Source organism: Spectribacter hydrogenoxidans (assembly GCF_031846275.1).
Classification (GTDB): domain Bacteria; phylum Pseudomonadota; class Gammaproteobacteria; order Nevskiales; family Salinisphaeraceae; genus Spectribacter; species Spectribacter hydrogenoxidans.
In genome coordinates this window covers 87,443-108,538 of the sequence record NZ_JAVRIB010000007.1, presented here as the reverse complement: position 1 = coordinate 108,538, position 21,096 = coordinate 87,443, and the positions used below count along the sequence as shown (strand labels likewise).

Sequence of the window (21,096 nt, the reverse complement as noted above, 5' to 3'; positions counted from 1 at the left end):
AAATCCTCTTCATTTCACGACCTCGCTTTGCGGCCCTTGCGTACTTTACGGTTCGCATTTCCTTCATTCGTACCCCGCCGGCCGGCGCGTGTGCCAGTCGGTGGCCTGCTGGTAGGCGTGGGCGGCGTTGAGCAGGCGGCCTTCCTCGAACCAGGGCGCCAACAGCTGCATGCCCACGGGCAGATCATTCACCAAGCCGCAGGGCACGGAAATGCCCGGCAGACCGGCCAGATTGGCGGGGATGGTGTAGATGTCGTTCAGATACATCGTGACCGGGTCATCCAGCTTCTCGCCCAGGCGGAAGGCCGGGCCCTGGGTGGTGGGGCTGGCAATGACATCCACCTGCTCGAAGGCGCGGCGGAAGTCATCGGCGATCAGGCGGCGGACCTTCTGGGCCTTCAGGTAGTAGGCATCGTAGTAGCCGGCCGACAGCGCGTAGGTGCCGACCATGATCCGGCGCTGAACCTCACGGCCGAAGCCTTCGCCACGAGAGCGCAGATAGAGGTCTTCCAGGTCGCTCGGGTTGTCACAGCGATAGCCATAGCGCACGCCGTCGAAACGCGACAGGTTGGACGAGGCCTCGGCCGGCGCCACCACGTAGTAGGTCGGCACGGCCTGGTCGGTGTGCGGCAGGCTGATCTCCACAATCGCCGCACCTTGGGCCTCCAGTTCCTTGATGCCCGCCTCCACCGCAGCGCGGGTGCCGACATCCAGACCTTCGGCGAAATATTCGGAAGGCACACCGATCTTCAGACCGGCGATGTCACCGGTCAGAGCGCCGGCGTAGTCCGGCACCGGCTGATCGACCGCAGTGGAATCGCGCTCGTCGAAGCCGGCCATGGCCTGCAGCAGCAGGGCGCAATCCTCGGCGGACCGCGCGAAGCAGCCGGCCTGATCCAGGCTGGAGGCGAACGCGATCATGCCCCAGCGTGATACGCGGCCGTAGGTGGGTTTGAAGCCGGTGATGCCGCACAGCGCCGCCGGCTGGCGGATGGAACCGCCGGTGTCGGTGCCGGTGGCGGCCGGGGCAAGGCCCGCGGCTACCGCGGCGGCCGAGCCGCCCGAGGAGCCGCCGGGCACGCAGTCCGTGTTCCAGGGGTTGCGGACCGGGCCGTAGAAGCTGGTTTCGTTGGACGACCCCATGGCGAACTCGTCCATGTTGGCCTTGCCCAGGGTGATCATGCCGGCGGCGTCCAGATGCTCGACCGCGGTGGCGTCATACGGCGGCACGAAGTTGTCGAGCATGCGCGAACCACAGCTGGTACGCACGCCGTTCGTGCAGAAAATATCCTTGTGGATCAAAGGAATACCGGCAAGCGGGCTGGCGCCGGCCGCCAGCGCCTGGTCGGCGGCCGCGGCCTGCGCCAGGGCCCGATCGGCGCAGACGGTAATCAGGGCGTTGAGCTCGGCGTCGTGTTGTTCGATGCGGGCCAGGGCCTCGCGGGTCAGTTCCACGGCCGACACCTTGCGGGCCGCCAGCTGCCCGGCCAGTTCGCGCAAACGGCTCATTCGATCACCCGCGGGACCAGGTAAAGGCCGGCCTCGGTGGCCGGGGCAATGGCCTGGAACGCATCGCGCTGGTCGGCTTCGGTAACCGTGTCCGGCCGCAGGCGGGCGGTCAGGTCCAGCGGGTGGGCCATGGGCTCGACACCATCCGTGTCGGCCTGCTCGAGCTGGTCGACCAGGCCGAGAATGCCGGAGAGTTCACTGGCATACTCGGGCACCCGGTCCTCATCGAGCCGCAGGCGGGCCAGAAAGGCAACCTTGCGCACTTGTTCAGGTTTCAGACTCACGACGCTTCCGAGGGTTGTTGGGAGGCTCGGACTGCCGGCGCTCGGCGGTCTCGCGGCGCGACAAATTAGCATATTCACCGTCGCGGCTTAATCGCGGCATGGCAACAGCCCGGATTCCGGAAAGCCCCGCTTTCGCCTTGCTTGCCCGTGATTCAAGGCTCGGCTAGCATAGCCGGCAATCTCACCGCGCCATCGGTCAGCGTCACCGGGCCGCGGTTTTTGAATTGGATCGCCGCCGCGCTCCCCTCGGGCAACAGGGACTCCCAATAATATGTTCGATAACTTCCGGGGCCTATTCGTCAACGATCTGTCGATCGACCTGGGCACCGCCAACACGCTTGTCTACGCCCGCGATCAGGGCATCGTCCTCAACGAGCCCTCAGTGGTGGCGGTCCGTCAGGACGCCCGCGGCGGCAAGCGCATCGAGGCCGTCGGCCACGACGCCAAGCGCATGCTGGGGCGCACACCCAGCCATATCACCACCATCCGGCCGCTCAAGGATGGGGTGATCGCCGACTTCACCGTCACGGAGAAGATGCTCCAGCACTTCATCCGCAAGGTCCACAAGAAGCGGCTGCTGCGGCCGATCACCCGGGTGCTGGTGTGCGTGCCCTACGGTTCCACCCAGGTGGAACGACGCGCCATCCGCGAATCGGCCTCCAACGCCGGAGCGCGCAAGGTGTATCTGGTGGAAGAGCCGGTGGCCGCGGCCATCGGGGCCGGTATCCCGGTGGGCGAAGCGCGCGGCTCCATGGTGCTGGACATCGGCGGTGGCACCTCGGAGGTCGCGGTGATCTCCCTCAACGGCATCGTCTACGCCGAGTCCGTGCGCATGGGCGGCGACCGCTTCGACGAGGCCATCGTCAATTACGTGCGCCGGCAGTACAACATGCTGATCGGCGAGGCCACCGCCGAATCGATCAAGCACCAGATCGGCACCGCCTTCCCCGGCCACGAGGTCAAGGAAATCGAGGTGGTGGGCCGGCATCTGTCCGCCGGCGTGCCACGCTCGTTCACGCTGAATTCCAACGAAGTGCTGGACGCGCTGCAGGAGCCGCTGTCGGGCATCGTCGGGGCGGTCAAGACCGCGCTGGAGGCCACCCCGCCGGAACTCGGTTCGGACGTGGCCGAGCGCGGCATCGTGCTCACTGGCGGCGGCGCCCTGCTCACCGACATCGACAAGCTGATCAGCGAGGAAACCGGCCTGCCGGTAATCATCGCCGACGACCCTCTCACCTGCGTGGCCCGTGGCGGCGGCATTCTGCTGGAAATGATCGACCGCAAGACCGGACAGATGTTCGCACTGGAGTGATTGTCGAGGTGTTCCTGCGTCAGGTCTGCAACGTGATCGGCCCTGACCCTGAGCGCCGCCGCCGGGCGCTATCCATGCGGTATGTCTCGCTCCGCCCCCGACAGGTAGCCTGAACCCGGTGCGCGGCCTGGACGAAGACGACAACCGGCTGTTCCTGCGCGGGCCGCCGCCCAGTGCCCGAATCATTCTGGTGCTGGTGGTTTCGGTGGTGCTGATGATTGTCGATCACAGCCGTGACGATCTGTCGCCGGTGCGCGCCGGTCTGGCCACAGTGATCCAGCCGGTGCAATCCCTGGCCGAGATGCCCTACGACCTGGCCGACACTGTTTCGGCCTACCTGGATCGTGGGCAGCTGGCGGCCCGCAACGAATCGCTGGAGCGTCGCGTGCTGCTGATGGAGCGACGACTGCAGAAACTGGCTTCGCTGCAGGCCGAGAACGAACGCATCCGCGGGCTACTGGCGTCATCCCAGTCGCTGCGAGAGGAAGTTCTGATCGCCGAGATCATGTCGCTGAGCCCGGACCCTTACCGGCACCACGTCAAGCTCAACAAGGGCACGCTGGACGGCGTGTTCGAGGGGCAGGCGCTGGTGGACGCCAACGGCATCATGGGTCAGGTCACGGAAGCCAATCCCATGGGGGCCACGGCCATCATGATCACCGACGCCAATCACGGCATCCCGGTGGAGTTCAACCGTACCGGCCTGCAGACCATCGCCCAGGGCACTGGACAGTCGGATACGCTGCTGCTTCCCTTCCTGCCCAGCAATGCCGACGTACAGGAAGGGGACCTCCTGGTCAGCTCGGGCCTGGGAGGGCGCTATCCCCCGGGCTACCCGGTGGCCCGGGTACGACGTATCAGCCACGAGGCCGGCAACGAGTTCCTCACCATCGCCGCGGACCCCATCGCCAAGCTCAACCGGGGCCGGGAAGTGCTGCTGGTCTGGCGCAACCAGGATGACGCCAACGCTGACGACGCTACAGCCGCCGACGGCGAGGCCGATGGCAAAGTATCGGCTCCAGACGCCGCCGCCACGGATGACGTCGACGCCACCCCCGAAGAACAATGACCGCCACCCTGCGATCCAGTCTGCTGCTCATGCTGGGCAGCCTGGTAGTGGCACTGGCGCTGACGTTTCTGCCCCTGCCGCCCTGGGCCGCGATCGCGCGGCCGGCCCTGTTTCCGGCCACCATACTGTTCTGGGTCCTGCATCAGCCCCACCGGGTGGGCGTGCTCGCCGCCTGGTTCGCCGGACTGCTGCTCGACGCCGGCTACACCACCCCGCTGGGTCAGCATGCCCTGGCGCTGGCGCTGGCCGCCTTCATCGTGTTCAAAATGCGCGACCTGCTCTGGACCCTGCCCCTGATCCAGCAGGGGGTGGCGCTGCTACCGGCCCTGATCGCCTATGCCTTCACCCTGTTCTGGATCGATGGCATCAACGGGCGGCAGGTGGACCTCTGGTGGCGCTGGCTGCCGGTGCTTAGCACGGCCGTGGTATGGCCGTTGTGGTCGTTGATCCTGGAACGCTTCGCGCTGGTTGAGGTCGATAGCTGATGACCTGTCGACCACCGGCAACCCGGGCCGGGCACTGATCCATGTCGTCGGATACCCCAATCAAGGACCACGGCGCGGAGCGCCAGCTGTTCCTCTGGCGCACGGTCGTCGCCGGCGTGATCATGGCGCTGATGGTCGGCGGCCTGATCACGCGGCTGGCCTACCTACAGGTGGTCGAGCACGGCTACTACACCCTGCGCTCGGACGACAATCGTACCCGGGTGCAGGTGGTGCCGCCGGTTCGCGGCCTGATCTACGACCGTAACGGCATCGTGCTGGCCGACAACCTCCCGGCCTATCGGCTGGAGATCATCCCCGAGCAAGTAGCCGACATCGATGCCACCCTGGATCGGCTGGCCGAAGTGGTCACCATCAGCGATCGCGACCGCCAGCGCTTCTTCGAGCGCATGCGCAAGCAACCGCGGTTCCGGGGTATTCCCATCCGTCTGAATCTGAGCCAGCGCGAGGTCGCTCGTTTCGAGGTCAACCGTCGCGATTTCCCGGGACTGGAGATCCGCGCCGGCCTGACCCGCCACTACCCGATGGGCGAGGTGGCCGCGCATCTGATCGGCTACGTCGGCGGCATCACCGAGGCGGACCAGCTGATCATCGACGACAAGCGCTACCGCGGCAGCACCCACATCGGCCGAACCGGAGTGGAGGCCAGCCACGAGGACAAGCTGCACGGGCGGCCGGGTTCCCGGCTGCTGGAAACCAATGCCATGGGCCGCGCCCTGCGGGAACTTTCCTTCACCCCGCCACAGCCGGGCGAAAGCCTCTATCTGACGGTGGACGCCCATATCCAGCGGGTGGCCTACCAGGCCCTGGGCAACCACGCAGGATCGGTTGTAGCGCTGGACCCGAAGACCGGCGGCGTGCTCGCCATGGTCAGCAAACCGAGCTTCGAGCCCGGGCTGTTCGTGGATGGCATCAGCCGCAAGAACTATCAGCAGTTGCTCGATCACCCGTTCCGGCCACTGTTCAATCGCAGCCTGCAGGGGCAATACCCGCCGGGTTCGACGGTGAAACCGGTCATGGCACTGGCCGCGCTCGACCGCAACAGCATCGACCCGACCCGGCGGGTGTGGTGCCCGGGCTATATTCAGCTGCCGGGCAGCGACCGTCGCTGGCGGGACTGGAAGCGCGAAGGCCACGGCTGGCTGAACATGCAGGAGGCCATTTTCCGGTCCAGCGACGTGTACTTCTACAAGCTGGGCATGGACCTGGGCATCGACGCCATGCACCGCTACGCCACCCTGTTCGGACTGGGTCACAGGACCGGCGTCGACCTGCCGCGGGAAAACGCCGGCCTGATGCCGTCGCGCGAGTGGAAGAACGGTACCCGTCAACAGCCCTGGTTTCCGGGTGAAACGCTCAACACCGTAATCGGTCAGGGCTTCATGAGCGCCACGCCGCTACAGCTGGCTCATATGACCGCCGAACTGGCGACCCGGGGCAACGCGAAGCAACCCCATGTACTGATGGCCAGCCAGCGCGACAGCAACGCCAGTCGCGAACCCTACCAGCCGCCGGCGGCGGAACCGATCCGGCTGGCCGACGAGAGTGACTGGTCGGTGGTTGCCCAGGCCATGGAATCGGTGGTTCACGCGCGACGGGGCACCGCCAACGTGTATGTCGATCAGGGCCTGAACTACCGTATGGCGGGCAAATCCGGTACCGCCCAGGTCGCCGCGCTGGCGCAGGACGAGGAAGCGCCGGAATACGATGAGATCGAGCATCGCTTCCGCGACCACGCCCTGTTCGTCGCCTACGCCCCGGCCGACGATCCCGAGATCGCGGTGGCGGTGGTGGCCGAGCATGGTGGCGGCGGCAGCAGCACCGCCGGCCCAATCGCCCGGCGAGTAATCGACGCGGCGCTTGAAGGCCCCAGGCTGGTACAAAGCGATAACGCCCGATGACCACCACGAGCGAGGAACACGAACAACCCCTGTCCCTGGCCGACTGGCTGGTCCGCTGGCGGCTGGACCTGCAACTGCTGCTGGCACTGATGGCCTGCGGGGGGCTGGGGCTGTTCGTGCTCTACAGCGCTTCCGGCGAACAGATGTCGATCGTCGTTTCCCAGAGCATCCGGCTGGGGATCGGTTTCGCTGCGATGATCGTGGTCGCCCAGATTCCGCCCGACTGGTACCGCACCGTGGCGCCCTGGATCTACCTGCTCGGGCTGATTCTGCTATTGCTGGTACTGGTAACCGGCGATGCCGCAATGGGCGCGCAGCGCTGGCTGGATCTGGGCGTGATCCGCTTCCAGCCCTCCGAAATCATGAAAATCGCGGTGCCGCTGGCCGCCGCCGCATTCCTGCACGAGCGGGCCCTGCCCACCGGCTGGGAAGGAGTGATCGCCTCGGCGGCAATCGTCGCGCTGCCCGTCGGGCTGGTGGCCATCCAACCGGATCTGGGCACCGCGCTGCTGATCGTGATGGCCGGCGGCTTCGTGGTTTTCCTGGCGGGTCTGCGTTGGCGTGTTCTGGCGCTGCTGCTGCTGATGGCCGCCGCCGCCGCGCCACTGGTCTGGTTCAACATGCACGAGTATCAGCAGGAACGGGTACTCACCTTCCTGAATCCGGCGCGCGACCCGGCTGGCGCGGGTTATCATATTACCCAGAGCAAGATTGCTATCGGTTCCGGCGGTCTATTCGGCAAGGGCTGGCTCAACGGCAGCCAGTCGCATCTGAACTTCCTGCCGGAGTCGGATACGGATTTCATCTTCGCGGTATTCGCGGAGGAAGCGGGCCTGCTCGGCGTGATTGCCCTGCTGGCGCTCTACGGCTTTGTGGTGGCACGGGGCCTGCGCATTGCATTACGCAGCCAGGATACGTTCCAGCGCCTGATGGCGGGCAGTATCAGCCTGACGTTCTTCATTTACGTGTTCGTCAACATGGGCATGGTAATCGGCCTGCTGCCGGTGGTGGGGGTACCCCTGCCAATGCTGAGTTTCGGCGGCACCTCGATGGTGGTGCTGCTGATGGGATTCGGCATACTCATGTCCATCAACACTCATCGGAAACTGCTCAGTTCATGACTCTGGCTTTGCGCGCGCCCGGCCTGCTGGCCGTACTCATCCTGACCATCGCGATCTGGCCGGCATGGGCCGACTATCGCGACCATCCGCGCGCCGGGGCCTTGGTGAGCGACCTCGAACGCGAACACGGGCTGGACCCGGCCTGGGTACGATCCCGGCTGGCCGAGGCAGAATCCCGCCCGCATATCATCGAGACCATGCGCAAGCCCGCGGAACGGGTTCTGCGCTGGCACGAGTACCGCAAAATATTCCTCGACCAGCCGCGCATCGACGCCGGCGCCGCCTTTCTGCGCGAGCATGCCGGGATCGTGTCGCAGGTGGAGCAGGAATACGGAGTGCCGGGCCCGATCATCGCAGCCATCATCGGCGTGGAAACCCGTTACGGCGGCTTCATCGGCCGCGACCGGGTGCTGGATGCCCTGGCCACGCTCGGTTTCGATTATCCGCCCCGCGCCGACTTTTTCCGCCGCGAACTCGGCCAGTTCCTGGTGCTGGCCCGCGAAGAGAAAATCGACATCGACACCGCGCTGGGCTCCTACGCCGGCGCCATGGGCATGCCCCAGTTTATCCCCAGCAGCTACCGCCACTACGCGGTGGACGGTGACGGCGACGGGCGGCGCGATCTCTGGAACAGCCCGGCCGACATCATCGCCAGCGTGGCCAACTATCTGGCCGAGCACGGCTGGCAGCGAGACGGGCGGGTCGCCCTGCCCGGGCGCACCGAGGGCGGTGACCTGTCCGGTCTGACCCGCAGCAAGCGCAAGACCCGCTATGAGTACCGGGATCTGACCGCCGCCGGCGTCCGGGTTGCCGAGGATCCACCCGCCGACGACACCGCGGTCGGGCTGGTAGAGCTGGCGGGCAATCATGGTCCCGAATTCTGGATAGGGCTGAACAACTTCTTCGTGATCACCACCTACAACCACAGCCGGCTTTACGCGATGGCCGTTTGCCAGCTGGCCGACGCCATCGCCGCCGCCCGTTCCCGACAGGCACCTTCGGCATGACTGCGACGCGTTCTCTTGTGTTGACATTGGGCGCCTTGTGGCTGGCCGGTTGTGCCAGCACACCCACCGGCGATGGTGCGCCGGACAGCGCGTCCGATGAAGCACCGATCACCACCGACGGCCCGCCGGAGCACGAGCCGCCCGTGGATGTCACCCAGGTACCGCAACCCGAGCCAAGGTCGGAACCGCTCAGCCGTCTCGGCAATCCCGACAGCTACGACGTCATGGGACAGCGTTACCGCGTTCTGACGTCGGCCGAGGGTTATCGTCAGACCGGCACCGCGTCCTGGTATGGCCGCAAGTTCCACGGCCGCAGCACCTCCAGCGGCGAACCCTATGACATGTATGAGCTGACCGCGGCTCACAAGGAGTTGCCGCTACCCAGCTATGCGCGGGTGACGAACCTGGACAACGGTAAGGAAATCGTCGTTCGCATCAATGACCGGGGGCCGTTTCACGGCGACCGCATCATCGATCTGTCCTATGCCGCCGCCGCCCAGCTGGGCTTTCTCGATAACGGCACGGCCCCGGTCAAGGTGGAAACCATCACCACCGGCACCGCACGCTCGGACAACCCCGCGAATCCGGCGCTGTACCTGCAGACAGGCGCGTTCTCCAACGCCCGCAATGCCCGCGGCCTTGCCAAGCGCCTGGAGGAGATGGGCCTGGATCGGGTATTCGTATCGCCGACCGCCAGCGACCCGCCACTCTATCGTGTCCGGATCGGCCCCTATCCCGATGCCGAGGGCCTGGACGACGCCCGCCAGCGTCTGGCCGAGCAGGGTATCCAGTCCAACACGCTGCGCGACTAGCCTTGCGCCACCGGATCCGAACATCGCCGCAACCTAAAGAGACCGATCCCGTCATGATCCACCGCTGCCGCACCTTCTCCATTGCTACCACCCTGCTGCTCGGACTGCTGGGGGCACCCGCCCAGGCACTGTCGCTGCCGCAACCGCCGAGCGTGCCGGCCAAGGCCTATGTGCTGCTCGACCATGACAGCGGCCAGCTACTGGCCAGCGCCAATCCGGATGAGCCGGTGGAGCCGGCCAGCATCACCAAGCTGATGACCACCTACATCCTCTTCGACGAGATCAAGAGCGGCAATCTGGCACTGGATGACCAGGTCACCATCAGCGAACAGGCTTGGCGCATGGGTGGTTCCAAGATGTTCATCGAGGTAGGCAAGCAGATTCCCGTGGTGGATCTGCTAAGGGGCATGATCATAATTTCCGGCAACGACGCCACCCTGGCACTGGCCGAACACGTGGCCGGGTCGGAAGAAAGCTTCGCCGGTTACATGAACCAGTACGCCAGCGATCTCGGGCTGACCAACAGCCACTTCGTGAACGTCACCGGCTGGCCGGCGAAGAACCACTACATGAGCGCCCGGGACATCGCCACCCTGACCGGAGCCATGATTCGGGACTTCCCGGACCTGTATGAACGCTTCTACCAGCAGAAGGAGTTCACCTGGAACGACATCAAGCAGTACAACCGCAACTCCCTCCTGTGGACCGATCCCTCGGTGGACGGGGTCAAGACCGGCCACACCGAATCCGCCGGCTACTGCCTGGCCGCGTCGGCCGAGCGCGAGGGCATGCGGCTGATATCGGTGGTTACCGGCACCAGCAGCAACAACGCCCGCAAGTCGGCCAGTGCAGCCCTGCTGAACTACGGTTTCCGCTTCTACCAGACCTACAAGCTGTTCGACGCTGACAAGCCGATCACGGAAATCCGGGTATGGAAGGGGGACCGCGATCTGCTGCCGGTGGACGCCGGCGGACCCGTCTACGTCACTGCGCCGCGTGGCGGTCGTGACAAGCTGGCTACCACCGCCGAGGTCACCCGCAATCTGGTAGCGCCGGTGGAAAAGGGGCGGGAACTGGGGACGCTCAACATCACCTTCAACGGCGAACCGCTGCACCAGCGACCGCTCTACGCCGGCACCGACGTGGGCACCGGCGGCCTGTTCCAGAGCCTGATCGACGAGTTCTGGCTGCTGTTCGAGTAGTCAGCTGCGACGATGGACACGGCGTACCTCAACGGCCGGTTCCTGCCACTGCAGGAAGCGCAGGTCCCGGTCCTCGACCGCGGCTTTCTGTTCGGCGACGCGGTGTACGAGGTGATCCCGGTCTACGATGGTCGGGCCTATGCCCTGGCCGATCACATCCAGCGGCTGGGCAGCAGCCTGCGCGGCATCGGGCTGACCGACCCGCTGGGGCCGGATGGCTGGACGGCACTGGTCACCGATCTGATCGCACGCAATGGCAACGGCGACATGGCCGTCTATCTGCAGATCACCCGAGGGGCGCCGCCGCGGCGGGACCACCGGCCGGCCAGCGCCACCGGTCCGGCCACTGTCGTGGGATTCTGCCAGACGCGCCCGCCGGTCGCGGCATCCCTTCTCGAGCAGGGCGTGGCGGCGGTAGTGCGCGACGACACTCGCTGGGCCCACTGCGACATCAAGTCCACCGCCCTGCTCGCCAACGTGCTGCTCGCCGGCGATGCCCAGGCCAACGACGCCAACGAAGCCATCCTGGTGCGAGATGGCCGGGTCACCGAGGGGGCCTCCAGCAACGTCTTTGCGGTCTCCGGCAGCACGCTGATCACGCCGCCACTCGAGGCCGCGATTCTGCCGGGCATTACCCGCGCCCGGGTGCTTGCGCTGGCGCGACGGGCGGCTGTGACGGTCGCCGAACGACCGATCCCGGTGGCCGAGCTGCATGCGGCCGACGAAATCTGGCTGACCAGTTCCACGCGCGAAATCTTCCCCGTGACCCGGCTGGACGGAACCCCGGTGGGCCCGGGCCGGCCCGGGCCACTGTGGACAAGAATGCGGGCGCTGCTGCAGGCTGACACCCATGACTGACGACTCCCTGCTGGAATTCCCCTGCCGGTTTCCGATCAAGGTCTTCGGCGCGCACGATGGCCATTTCGAGCAACAGATATTCGATCTGCTCAAGCCGCACGTGCCGGAACTCAGTCATGACGATCTGACGCCCAACGCCAGCCGCAAGGGCAACTACCTGGCAATCACGGTGGACGTGCTCGCCCGTGATCGCGCGCAGCTGGACGCGATCTACGAGGACCTCACCGCCTGTGAGGCGGTGTTGATGGCGTTGTAGAACGCGGCTTAAGCCGCGTTGTTTCAGGTTTCCTGTTTCGAGGCGAAGAGCGAGCGGATCGAGGCCTGCGTTAAACTCTGTCCATGTCATTCGCAGCAACCCCATTCCGGCAATCCTCGGCGCCCACACCGCGCATCAGGACCATGCTCGACGCGCCGCTGGCCTACGAACCGGTCTGGCGTGACATGCAGGCATTCACCGATGCGGCCGGTGCGGATACGCCGGATGAGTTCTGGTTCCTGGCACATGAACCGGTATTTACCCAAGGCACCAACGGCCGCCCGGAACATGTGCTGGCCCCCGGCGATATTCCGATCGCGCCCAGCGACCGCGGCGGCCAGGTCACCTATCATGGCCCCGGCCAGCTGATGGGTTATGTGCTGGCGGATGTCCGCCGGCTGGGCATGGGCATTCGGTCGCTGGTCGAGGGACTGGAACTGGCCGTGATCGAGACTCTGGATGGCTACGGCATCATGGCCCGGGCCCGGCGGGATGCCCCCGGGGTCTACGTGCCGGCGGCCGGCGATGCCAAGATCGCCTCCCTTGGCCTGCGCGTGCGCCGCGGCCGCTGCTATCACGGGCTGGCGCTGAACGTGGACCTGGACCTGGAGCCATTCACGCGCATCAACCCCTGCGGTTACCAGGGGCTGGCCATGGCCCGGATCGTCGACCTGGCGGGCCCGATCGCCATGGACCAGGTTGCCGCCGATCTGGCGCCCGCGATCTGCCGGCGGCTCGGCCTGCCGCGACCCCCGCTGCCCGAGCCCAGGCTTGCGCCGGCACCCGCGATGGGCTAAATCAGGGGCCGGCCAGCGCCGCGGACCCCGGGCCGATCCGCCGTATTCAGGTATGGTTCAGCATCTCGGCCATAAGCTGCATTCACGCAATTCGGGCAAGGAGAGATTACATGCGAATTTTCATCCGATCACTGGCCGCGCTGGTATCAACCCTGGCTTTCGTCAGCATGCCGCTGATGGCCCAGGAAAAAGCCTGCGAGCCGACCCCGCCCGCCGAACTGGGCGAGCAGACGGTGAATACCTTGCTATCCGAACTCACCGAACGGCGCGAGGAGTTCAAGAAGAATCCGGAGGCGCTCTACGCGATGATCGAGCGCGAACTGGTGCCGCTGGTCGACCTGCAGCGGATGTCCGAACTGGTGCTCGGCAAACATGCGGATGACGCATCCCCGGAACAGATAGACCGGTTCGCCAAGGCATTCAAGCAGATGATCATCCAGACCTACGGCAACGCGCTGTACGGCTTCGACGACGAGAAGATCGAATTCCAGCCGGTGGACGCACCCGAAGACGCTACCGATATCACCTTCCAGGCAGTGGTCATCACCGAGGAAGGGGACCGCATTCCGGTGGACATGGACATGCACCTGGTCGACTGCGAGTGGAAGATCTATGACGGCAGCATCGGCAACCTTTCATTCGTGACCAACTATCGCGGTCAGTTCAACGCGCAGATCCGGGCCGGCGGCCTGGATGCCCTGATTGAGAAGATGGAAAGTCGCTACGGCAGCGGCGTGAGCGACCCCGCACAGTAACCCCGCGGTGGCGGCCGGCGACACCCGACAGCGACTGCTCGCGGTCGTCCGCCGGGTGCCGGCCGGGCGCGTCGCCACCTACGGCCAGATTGCGAAACTTGCAGGCCTGCCGGGGCAGGCCCGCCTGGTCGGTTACGCCCTGCACAACTGCCCGGCCGATGTCCCCTGGCACCGGATCGTCAACGCTCGCGGCCGCATTTCCCTGCCCGCCGATTCCACCGCCGGCCTGGCCCAGCATCGCCGCCTCAGCGAGGAAGGCATCGCCATGATCGGCGGACGCATCGACCTGCCCCGATACCGCTGGGAGCCGCCTTCAGAGGTTGCCGGGCAGGCCGATACCGGAGGATGATGGCCACACACTATCCCGCATGACGCCCGCGCAGCACGAACTCATCCGCCATAGCTGGTATCGTGCCGCGCCGGTCCGTGAACAAATCATCCGTGACTTCTACGGTCACCTGTTCGAGCAGGCGCCGGCCCTGCGGGATCTCTTCCCCGCGGACCTCGGCCGGCAGAAGCGCAAGCTCTTGATCACGCTCAATATCGCCGTATCCCGCCTGTCACGGCTGGAGCAGATCCGGCCATCATTGCGGGAACTGGGCCGCCGACATCGGGATTACGGCGCCCGCACCGAGTACTACCCCGTGGTATGCGAAGCGCTGCTCTGGAGCCTGGCCACCCATATGGGGTCTGACTTCGACCGCGCCACCGAATTCGCCTGGCGCGAAGCGCTCAGCACCATTACCACCGAAATGCTTGCCGGCGCACGCGAGATCCCCGAGCAGACCGACTAACGCCGCCAGTAGCGACCGGATCAGGTCACGGCAGCCCCGCACCTGCCGGCCCAGGCAAACCTCCTGGCTATCCGATTTACTCCGCGCCGGGAAAAAAAGGCACAATCGGTTGTCGTAACAGACAACGATTTTCCTCGGGCGCGTAGTTTCAGGCGCCACGCACGTATGCGTCCGGGTGGTTCCAATCAAAGGTGTGACATGTCCAGATTCGTCGTTACGTTCGCGTCCGCAATATTGCTGTTGCAGGCCTGCCAGGCCGGCAGCGTCGCCCCGGAGGCGAACACCACCGGCGAGTTCCAGCCGCTACAGCCCGGCGACGCCCAGGTGCAGATCGACAAACAGGTGGTCCAGCGGCTGCAGGACGAACACTACAATCCGGTAGCGCTGGACGACGATTTCTCCCGCGACATGCTCCTCGACTACATCGAGGATCTGGACGGCACCCACAGCGTGTTCCTGGCCAGTGACATCGAACGCTTCAAGCAGGAATTCGGCGACCGGCTGGATGATGACCTGCGCGACGGCGAACTCGGCGCGGCCTTCGATATCTTCAATACCTACCAGCAACGCCGGCTGGAGGTGAACCAGTGGATCCTGAGCCTGCTCGACGAGGGCGTGGAGAATCTCGATCTGACGGACGCGGAAAGCGTGATGATCGAACGCGAGGAGGCCCCGTGGCCGGCGGATGATGAGGCCCGCCGCAAGCTTTGGCGCCACAACCTCGAAAACCAGGTCATCAACCTGCATCTCAACGATGTAGAACCGGACGACATCCAGGACCGCATGACCCGCCGCTATGAAAGCGAGCGCGAGCAACTGCTGGCGGCCGAGCCAATCGACGTGATTTCGGCCTACATGGGGGCCTACACCCACCGCTACGACCCCCACACCGACTACTTCTCGCCCAGCCGGTCGGAAGAATTCGACATCGGCATGAATCTGTCGCTGCAGGGCATCGGTGCCCAGCTGCGCGACCGCAACGGCTACACCGAACTGGTGCGGCTGATCCCCGGCGGTCCGGCGGCCAAGAGCGGCAAGCTCAGCCCTACCGACCGGATCATCGCCGTCGGCCAGGGCAAGGAGGGCGACCTGGTCGACGTCGTGGGCATGCGCCTGGATCGCACGGTCCAGCTGATCCGCGGCGAGAAGGGCAGCACCGTAAGGCTGCAGATACTGCCCAAGGATAATTCCCAGACCCGCACCATTTCGCTGGTGCGCGACGAGATCGAGCTGAAGGATCAGGCGGCAAGCAGCCGCATCGTTCCGCTGAAGGACAATGGCGAAACCCGCCGTATCGGGCTGATCACCCTGCCCTCGTTCTACAAGGGCACCGCCGACGATGTCGAGGCGCTACTGAAGGAATTACGCGAGAACGACGTCGACGGCGTGGTTCTGGACCTGCGCGGCAACGGCGGCGGCGCGCTGCGCGAAGTCACCAAGCTGGTCGGCCTGTTCATGCCCGCATCACCCTCGGTGCAGATCCGCGACGCCAGTGGCAACACCCAGGTGCTGGGTGCCAACGGGGATCCGGTCTATCCCGGCCCGCTGGCGGTGATGGTCAACCGGCTGAGCGCCTCCGCCTCGGAAATCTTCGCCGGCGCCATTCAGGATTACGGCCGCGGCGTCATTCTCGGCCAGCGCACCTTCGGCAAGGGCACGGTGCAGGCACTGATGCCGCTGTCCAAGGGGCGGGTCAAGCTTACCCAGGCCAAGTTCTACCGTGTGACCGGCGCCAGCACCCAGGCGCGCGGGGTGGAGCCGGACATCAGCTTTCCCTCGCCGTTCAACATCGAGGAGATCGGCGAATCGGCCCTGCCGAACGCTCTGCCCTGGGACAAGATCGACTCGGTGGCGCATCCGCAGCTGGATACCCTGAAGCAGATCCTGCCCACGCTGCGCGAGCGACACGAAAAACGGGTCGCCGACGACACGGACTTCCAGTATCAGGTCAAGCGCATCGACCTGCTGCGGGGACGCAGCGAACGCAAGACGCTCTCACTGCAGCTCGAGGAACGGCGTGAACAGCAGGCCGAGTTCCGGGAACGCAGCCTGGCCCTGGTCAACGACAAGCGCCGCGCCAACGGCGAGGAGCCCTTTGAGGACTACCAGGCCTTCCAGGACAGCGAGGATGACGTCGCTACCCCGGAGAATCCCACCGGCGAGAGCGAGGAAGAGGAAGAACCGGACGCCTATCAGCAGGAGGCCGCCCGCATTCTGCTGGATACCGTGAATCTGCTCGAGGCAAGGGCCGGGGGCCGGGCTATCTAAGTCCGGCCATGATCAGGAAATTATCGCGTTAGCCGACAAACCGCCGGGCGTTGGAGAATAGCCGCGCCCAGGGCGCGCGCTCGCCGGCCCAGGCATCCGGACGCCAGGCATTGGTCACCGCGCGGGTCACCCGTTCGGGGTGCGGCATCAGGATCAGTACGCGGCCGTCCGCGTTGCAGAAGCCGGTGGCCCCGCCGGGCGAGCCGTTGGGGTTGGCCGGGTAACGCTGCGCCGGTCCACCGGCATTGTCCACATACCGCAGGCTGACCTGCCCGGCCTCGGCCAGCCGCCCTGAAGCCGCCTCGTCGACATGGATCACCCGCCCTTCGCCGTGGGCCACGGCGATCGGCACCCGGGCCCCGGCCATGTCGGCCAGCAGCACGGCCCGCGACGGCAGAACCTCGACCGCCACGGTACGGGCCTCGAACTGGGCCGAACGGTTCTCCACGAAGCGCGGCCAGTCGTCGGCCCCCGGAATCAGCTCCGCGAGGTGGGACAGCATCTGACAGCCGTTGCACACGCCGAGGGCGAAATGCCCCTCGTCAGCGAAGAAGGTCGCGAAGTCCTCGCGCAGCCGCGGGTGATTGAGGATGGTGCCGGCCCAACCCCGCCCGGCGCCGAGCACGTCGCCGTAGGAAAAACCGCCGCAGGCCGCCAACCCCTGGAAGTCATGCAATGACGCACTGCCGGCCAGCAGTTCGCTCATGTGCACATCGACAGCCTCGAAACCGGCGGCATGGAAAGCCCAGGCCATCTCCAGATGGCCGTTCACGCCCTGCTCCCGCAGTATCGCGACCCGCGGCCGGGTGAGATGCAGATACGGGGCAGCCGGATCATCCGACGGGTCGAAACCGGGCGCCGCCGGAAGGCCGGGATCCTCGGCATCCAGCAGCGCGTCGTATTCCTCGCGGGCACAATCGGGATCGTCGCGCAGCGCCCTGAGCCGGAAACTGGTCTCCGACCAGGCGCGATGCAGATCGATACGGTCCTCATCCAGCAGGCGGTCACCGTCCCGATGGATGCGGATGCGCCGGTCCAGGGACACGGCACCAAGTTCGGTTGCAGCGAGGCCGGCTTCGCGGCATTGCCGCAGGATCGTCGCCACATCGGCCGCCGACACCTGGATTATCGCGCCCGGCTCTTCGTTGAAAAGCGCCGCGATAGGCTCATCCGACAACCGGGCAATATCCACCTCCAGCCCGGTACGGCCGGCGAACGCCATCTCGCAGAGTGTGGCCCACAGGCCCCCGTCGCTGCGGTCGTGATAGGCCAGAATCCGTCCCGCTGCGTTGAGCGACTGCACAGTGTCGAACAGGGCGCGCAGGGTTGCCGGGTCATCGATATCCGGCGGCGGGCCCGCCTGGACCCCGTAGACCTGAGCCATGGCGCCGCCGCCCAGCCGGGCCTGATCGCCATTGGGCGCCAGCAGAATCAGCCGGCTGTCGGGCAACGGCCGCAGTTGCGGTGTCAGCGTCGCGCCAGCATCGAGCACGGGGGCGAAAGCCGACACGATCAGCGACACCGGTGCCCGCATGTCACGGGATTCGCCGTCCTGCTCCCAGATGGTGCGCATGGACAGCGAATCCTTGCCCACCGGAATGGCAATGCCGAGTGCCGGACAGAGCTGCTCGCCCACCGCGCGCACCGTATCGAACAGGCGGGCGTCCTCCTCGGCATCCCCACAGGCGGCCATCCAGTTGGCGGACAGGCGCACGTCGGCCAGACGATCAATGCGGGCGGCCGCAAGATTGGTCAGGGCCTCGGCCACCGCCATGCGGCCCGAGGCAGGCGCGTCCAGCACCGCCAGCGGCGCCCGCTCGCCCATTGCCATGGCCTCGCCGGCAGCCCCGGTGAAGCCGGTGGTGGTGACCGCACAATCGGCCACCGGCACCTGCCAGGGCCCGACCATCTGTTCCCGCGCCACCTGCCCGCCGATGCTGCGATCGCCGATGGTGATCAGGAAGGACTTGTCGGCCACCGTGGGCAAACGGAGTACCCGGTAGGCCGCCTCCTGCAGATCGATACCCTCGGGTAACGGCCGGCCGCCGACCGGCGCCGGGCGGCGCCCCTCGCGGTGCATTTTCGGCGTCTTGCCGAGCAGCACCGGCATGGGCATGTCTACCGGCGCATCGGCATGCTCGTCGCTGACCTGCAGATGGGGGTCGGCCACCGCTTCGCCAACCATCGCCATCGGACAGCGCTCCCGCTCGCACAGGGCCGCGAACGCCGGCAACCGGTCGGCCTCGACGGCCAGCACGTAGCGCTCCTGGGCCTCGTTGCACCAGATTTCCATCGGCGACAGGCTGGCGTCCGCGCTATGGATGTCCCGCAGCCGGATATTGGCACCGCGCCCGTCGGCGTCGATGATCTCCGGCAGCGCATTCGACAAGCCGCCGGCGCCGACATCGTGGATGGAGGCAATCGGGTTTCTCTCGCCCATCGCCCAGCAGCCATCGATGACTTCCTGGCAGCGTCGCTCCATCTCCGGATTGGCCCGCTGGACCGAGGCGAAATCCAGCGCCTCGGAGGACCGGCCGCTGGCCATGGAGGAGGCCGCGCCGCCGCCCAGGCCGATGCGCATGGCGGGCCCGCCCAGTACGATCAGCCGCGCATCCACCGACACCGGTTGCTTTTCGACATGGTCGCCGCGGATGTTGCCCATGCCGCCGGCGATCATGATCGGCTTGTGATAGCCGCGCAGGCCGTCCGGGCCGTCCTGTTCAAAAGTGCGGAAATAGCCGGTCAGATTCGGTCGCCCGAATTCATTGTTGTAGCGGGCCGCACCGATCGGCGCCTCCAGCATGATCTGCAGGGCGCTAGCTACCCGCTGCGGGCGTCCGTGATCGATTTCCCAGGGCTGCTCCCCCCCCGGCAGACGCAGGTTCGACACCGAGAATCCGCACAGCCCGGCCTTGGTGCGGGCACCGCGGCCGGTCGCCGCTTCGTCGCGAATCTCGCCGCCACAGCCGGTAGCGGCCCCGGGATCTGGCGCGATGGCGGTAGGGTGATTGTGGGTTTCCACCTTCATGACCAGGTGGACCGGCTCGGATTCGCCCCGATACGCGCGGTCCGCGCCGGCGAAGAAACGCAATGCCGTCGCGCCGGCTACCACCGCGGCGTTGTCCTTATAGGCTGACAGCACCCCCTTGGGGCTGGCGGCATGACTGGCCTGGATCATCCGGAACAGACTGGCCGGCATCGCCTCGCCGTCGATGGTCCACTCGGCGTTGAATATCTTGTGGCGGCAATGCTCGGAGTTGATCTGGGCGAACATGACCAGCTCGGCGTCGGTGGGCGAGCGACCCAGCCGCGCGTACTCGCGGGCCAGATAATCGATCTCGTCCGGCGACATCGCCAGACCCCAATCCCGGTTGGCCGCGGTGAGGGCGACCAGCGGGTCCCCGCCGAGATCCACCCGCCGCAGCGCGCCGGGTGGCAGCGTTTCAAACAGGCCCGGCAACGCCGCAGCATCTGCCAGCACGCTCTCGGTCATCGGATCGTGCAGTTCGCGCCAGAGCACATCGGGCGGCATATCCTGATGATCGGCATCGATGTCCCAGGCCACCCCTCGTTCCAGCCGCTGCAGATGCCGCAGGCCACAGTTGCGGGCGATATCCTCCGCCTTGCTGGACCAGGGCGACACCGTGCCCAGCCGCGGCACAACGACCGGCCCGGGCGGGGCATCCGCCGGCCAGTCCGGCGCATCCGCCGGCAGCAGGGTCCGCAGACGGGCGGTATCGTCGTCGGTCCAGCCGGCTTCGACAGCAGCCAGATAGAGGTAGCGCGCCGCCAGCCGGCGTACCGGTACCCCCGCTGCCTGCAGGCGGTGCCGTTGCGCCTCGATGTGAAACGCCGAGAACGCGGCCTGTCCGGCCAGAATCAGAGTGCGACGATGCTGCGCCAAGACAATCCCTCTTGCTGATCCGCGGCGGCCACCCAGTCGGGGTTGCAGCCCAGCACGTCGGCCAGAGCCCGACGGGCATGATCCGCCGTGTTGTTGTTGTTGCTGATATGCGTGGCCACCACATGCTGAAGCCGATCGCGACCGATCCTGCCGAGCAGGCCCGCTGCCTGGCCATTGCTCAGGTGCCCCAGGTCCCCGGCTACCCGCGCCCGTACCGAAGCCGGATAGGGTCCAGCCGCCAGCAGGGCCGGATCGTGATTGCACTCGAGCAGCAACGCGTCACAGTCATCGATCATGGCCTGCACATGCGGCGTCGGCCGGCCAATGTCGGAGAGCACGCCCAACCGCCGATGGCCGTCAGACAAAAGGAACTGGCAGGGTTCACGGGCATCGTGCGGTACGGGAAACGGCGCGACGCTCAAACCATCGATGGCAAAGGCCTCGTGCGGCGAAAAGCAGTTCACTGACAGGTCCGGGCCGGGCGCGCAGGCCTGCCGAGTGCCCGGCGTCATCCATACCGGCAGGCCGTGCCGGCCGGCGAACCGGGCCAGGCCGCGTACATGATCGCCGTGCTCGTGCGTAATCAGAATCGCATCCAGCGAGGCCGGGTCCAACGACAGCCGGGCCAGGCGTCGCTGCATGTCCGCGGCGGAAAAGCCGCAGTCAACCAGAACTCGGGTCCCCCCGGATTCCACCACCAGCGCGTTGCCCCGGCTACCGCTGCCCAGAAACGCGAATCGCATC

General features: G+C 66.3%; 19 protein-coding genes. 15 read left to right on the top strand and 4 right to left on the bottom strand.

Annotated elements, in window-relative coordinates:
* Positions 1-63: 63 nt before the first annotated feature.
* A complete protein-coding gene (gatA, locus tag RM532_RS08285) occupies positions 64-1,509 on the bottom strand; it encodes an Asp-tRNA(Asn)/Glu-tRNA(Gln) amidotransferase subunit GatA (protein ID WP_311652791.1) in 1,446 nt (481 codons plus the stop codon).
* Positions 1,506-1,793 carry an Asp-tRNA(Asn)/Glu-tRNA(Gln) amidotransferase subunit GatC gene (gene gatC, locus RM532_RS08280; RefSeq protein WP_311652789.1) on the bottom strand — a complete coding sequence of 96 codons (288 nt, stop codon included), beginning with the start codon at positions 1,791-1,793 and terminating at the stop codon, positions 1,506-1,508. Before gatC ends, gatA begins: the two co-directional genes overlap by 4 nt.
* Positions 1,794-2,064: 271 nt before the next feature.
* Between gatC and RM532_RS08275 the strand changes: the two genes are divergently transcribed.
* From RM532_RS08275 to RM532_RS08205, 15 genes are all read left to right on the top strand, one after another.
* Positions 2,065-3,105, top strand: a complete 1,041-nt coding sequence (locus RM532_RS08275; protein ID WP_311652788.1) for a rod shape-determining protein — start codon at positions 2,065-2,067, stop codon at positions 3,103-3,105.
* A 118-nt stretch (positions 3,106-3,223) separates the two neighbouring features.
* Positions 3,224-4,174, top strand: coding sequence for a rod shape-determining protein MreC (gene mreC, locus RM532_RS08270; RefSeq protein WP_311652787.1), 951 nt, complete (start codon positions 3,224-3,226; stop codon positions 4,172-4,174).
* Positions 4,171-4,659, top strand: coding sequence for a rod shape-determining protein MreD (gene mreD / locus RM532_RS08265; RefSeq protein WP_311652786.1), 489 nt, complete (start codon positions 4,171-4,173; stop codon positions 4,657-4,659). The genes mreC and mreD overlap by 4 nt, the downstream gene beginning before the upstream one ends.
* Before the next feature lie 41 nt (positions 4,660-4,700).
* Positions 4,701-6,578 carry a penicillin-binding protein 2 gene (gene mrdA, locus RM532_RS08260; protein WP_311652785.1) on the top strand — a complete coding sequence of 626 codons (1,878 nt, stop codon included), beginning with the start codon at positions 4,701-4,703 and terminating at the stop codon, positions 6,576-6,578.
* Positions 6,575-7,699 carry a rod shape-determining protein RodA gene (gene rodA, locus RM532_RS08255; RefSeq protein WP_311652784.1) on the top strand — a complete coding sequence of 375 codons (1,125 nt, stop codon included), beginning with the start codon at positions 6,575-6,577 and terminating at the stop codon, positions 7,697-7,699. Before mrdA ends, rodA begins: the two co-directional genes overlap by 4 nt.
* Complete coding sequence (mltB, locus tag RM532_RS08250; protein ID WP_311652783.1) at positions 7,696-8,706, top strand: lytic murein transglycosylase B; 1,011 nt, start codon at positions 7,696-7,698, stop codon at positions 8,704-8,706. The genes rodA and mltB overlap by 4 nt, the downstream gene beginning before the upstream one ends.
* Entirely contained in the window at positions 8,703-9,518 is an 816-nt protein-coding gene (locus RM532_RS08245; protein WP_311652782.1) for a septal ring lytic transglycosylase RlpA family protein, read from the top strand. Before mltB ends, RM532_RS08245 begins: the two co-directional genes overlap by 4 nt.
* A 53-nt stretch (positions 9,519-9,571) precedes the next feature.
* Positions 9,572-10,720: a D-alanyl-D-alanine carboxypeptidase family protein gene (locus tag RM532_RS08240; protein WP_311652781.1), complete on the top strand. Its 1,149-nt coding sequence runs from the start codon at positions 9,572-9,574 to the stop codon at positions 10,718-10,720.
* Between the two features lie 12 nt (positions 10,721-10,732).
* Positions 10,733-11,578, top strand: coding sequence for a D-amino acid aminotransferase (locus RM532_RS08235; protein ID WP_311652779.1), 846 nt, complete (start codon positions 10,733-10,735; stop codon positions 11,576-11,578).
* The gene (locus RM532_RS08230; protein ID WP_311652778.1) at positions 11,571-11,834 is read left to right on the top strand and encodes a YbeD family protein; all 264 of its coding nucleotides are present in this window, start codon (positions 11,571-11,573) and stop codon (positions 11,832-11,834) included. The genes RM532_RS08235 and RM532_RS08230 overlap by 8 nt, the downstream gene beginning before the upstream one ends.
* A 143-nt stretch (positions 11,835-11,977) precedes the next feature.
* Positions 11,978-12,631, top strand: coding sequence for a lipoyl(octanoyl) transferase LipB (gene lipB, locus RM532_RS08225; RefSeq protein WP_311652777.1), 654 nt, complete (start codon positions 11,978-11,980; stop codon positions 12,629-12,631).
* A gap of 110 nt (positions 12,632-12,741) precedes the next feature.
* A complete protein-coding gene (locus RM532_RS08220; RefSeq protein WP_311652776.1) occupies positions 12,742-13,386 on the top strand; it encodes an MlaC/ttg2D family ABC transporter substrate-binding protein in 645 nt (214 codons plus the stop codon).
* Positions 13,387-13,393: 7 nt separating this feature from the next.
* The gene (locus RM532_RS08215; protein WP_311652775.1) at positions 13,394-13,735 is read left to right on the top strand and encodes an MGMT family protein; all 342 of its coding nucleotides are present in this window, start codon (positions 13,394-13,396) and stop codon (positions 13,733-13,735) included.
* A gap of 19 nt (positions 13,736-13,754) precedes the next feature.
* A complete protein-coding gene (locus RM532_RS08210) occupies positions 13,755-14,180 on the top strand; it encodes a globin domain-containing protein (RefSeq protein WP_311652774.1) in 426 nt (141 codons plus the stop codon).
* A 198-nt stretch (positions 14,181-14,378) separates the two neighbouring features.
* Complete coding sequence (locus tag RM532_RS08205) at positions 14,379-16,448, top strand: carboxy terminal-processing peptidase (RefSeq protein ID WP_311652773.1); 2,070 nt, start codon at positions 14,379-14,381, stop codon at positions 16,446-16,448.
* Positions 16,449-16,476: 28 nt separating this feature from the next.
* Here the strand turns inward: RM532_RS08205 and purL are convergent, their stop codons facing one another.
* Together purL and RM532_RS08195 are read right to left on the bottom strand one after the other, a co-directional pair.
* Entirely contained in the window at positions 16,477-20,352 is a 3,876-nt protein-coding gene (gene purL, locus RM532_RS08200) for a phosphoribosylformylglycinamidine synthase (protein WP_311652772.1), read from the bottom strand.
* Positions 20,328-21,095: an MBL fold metallo-hydrolase gene (locus tag RM532_RS08195; RefSeq protein ID WP_311652771.1), complete on the bottom strand. Its 768-nt coding sequence runs from the start codon at positions 21,093-21,095 to the stop codon at positions 20,328-20,330. Before RM532_RS08195 ends, purL begins: the two co-directional genes overlap by 25 nt.
* Position 21,096: the final 1 nt, after the last annotated feature.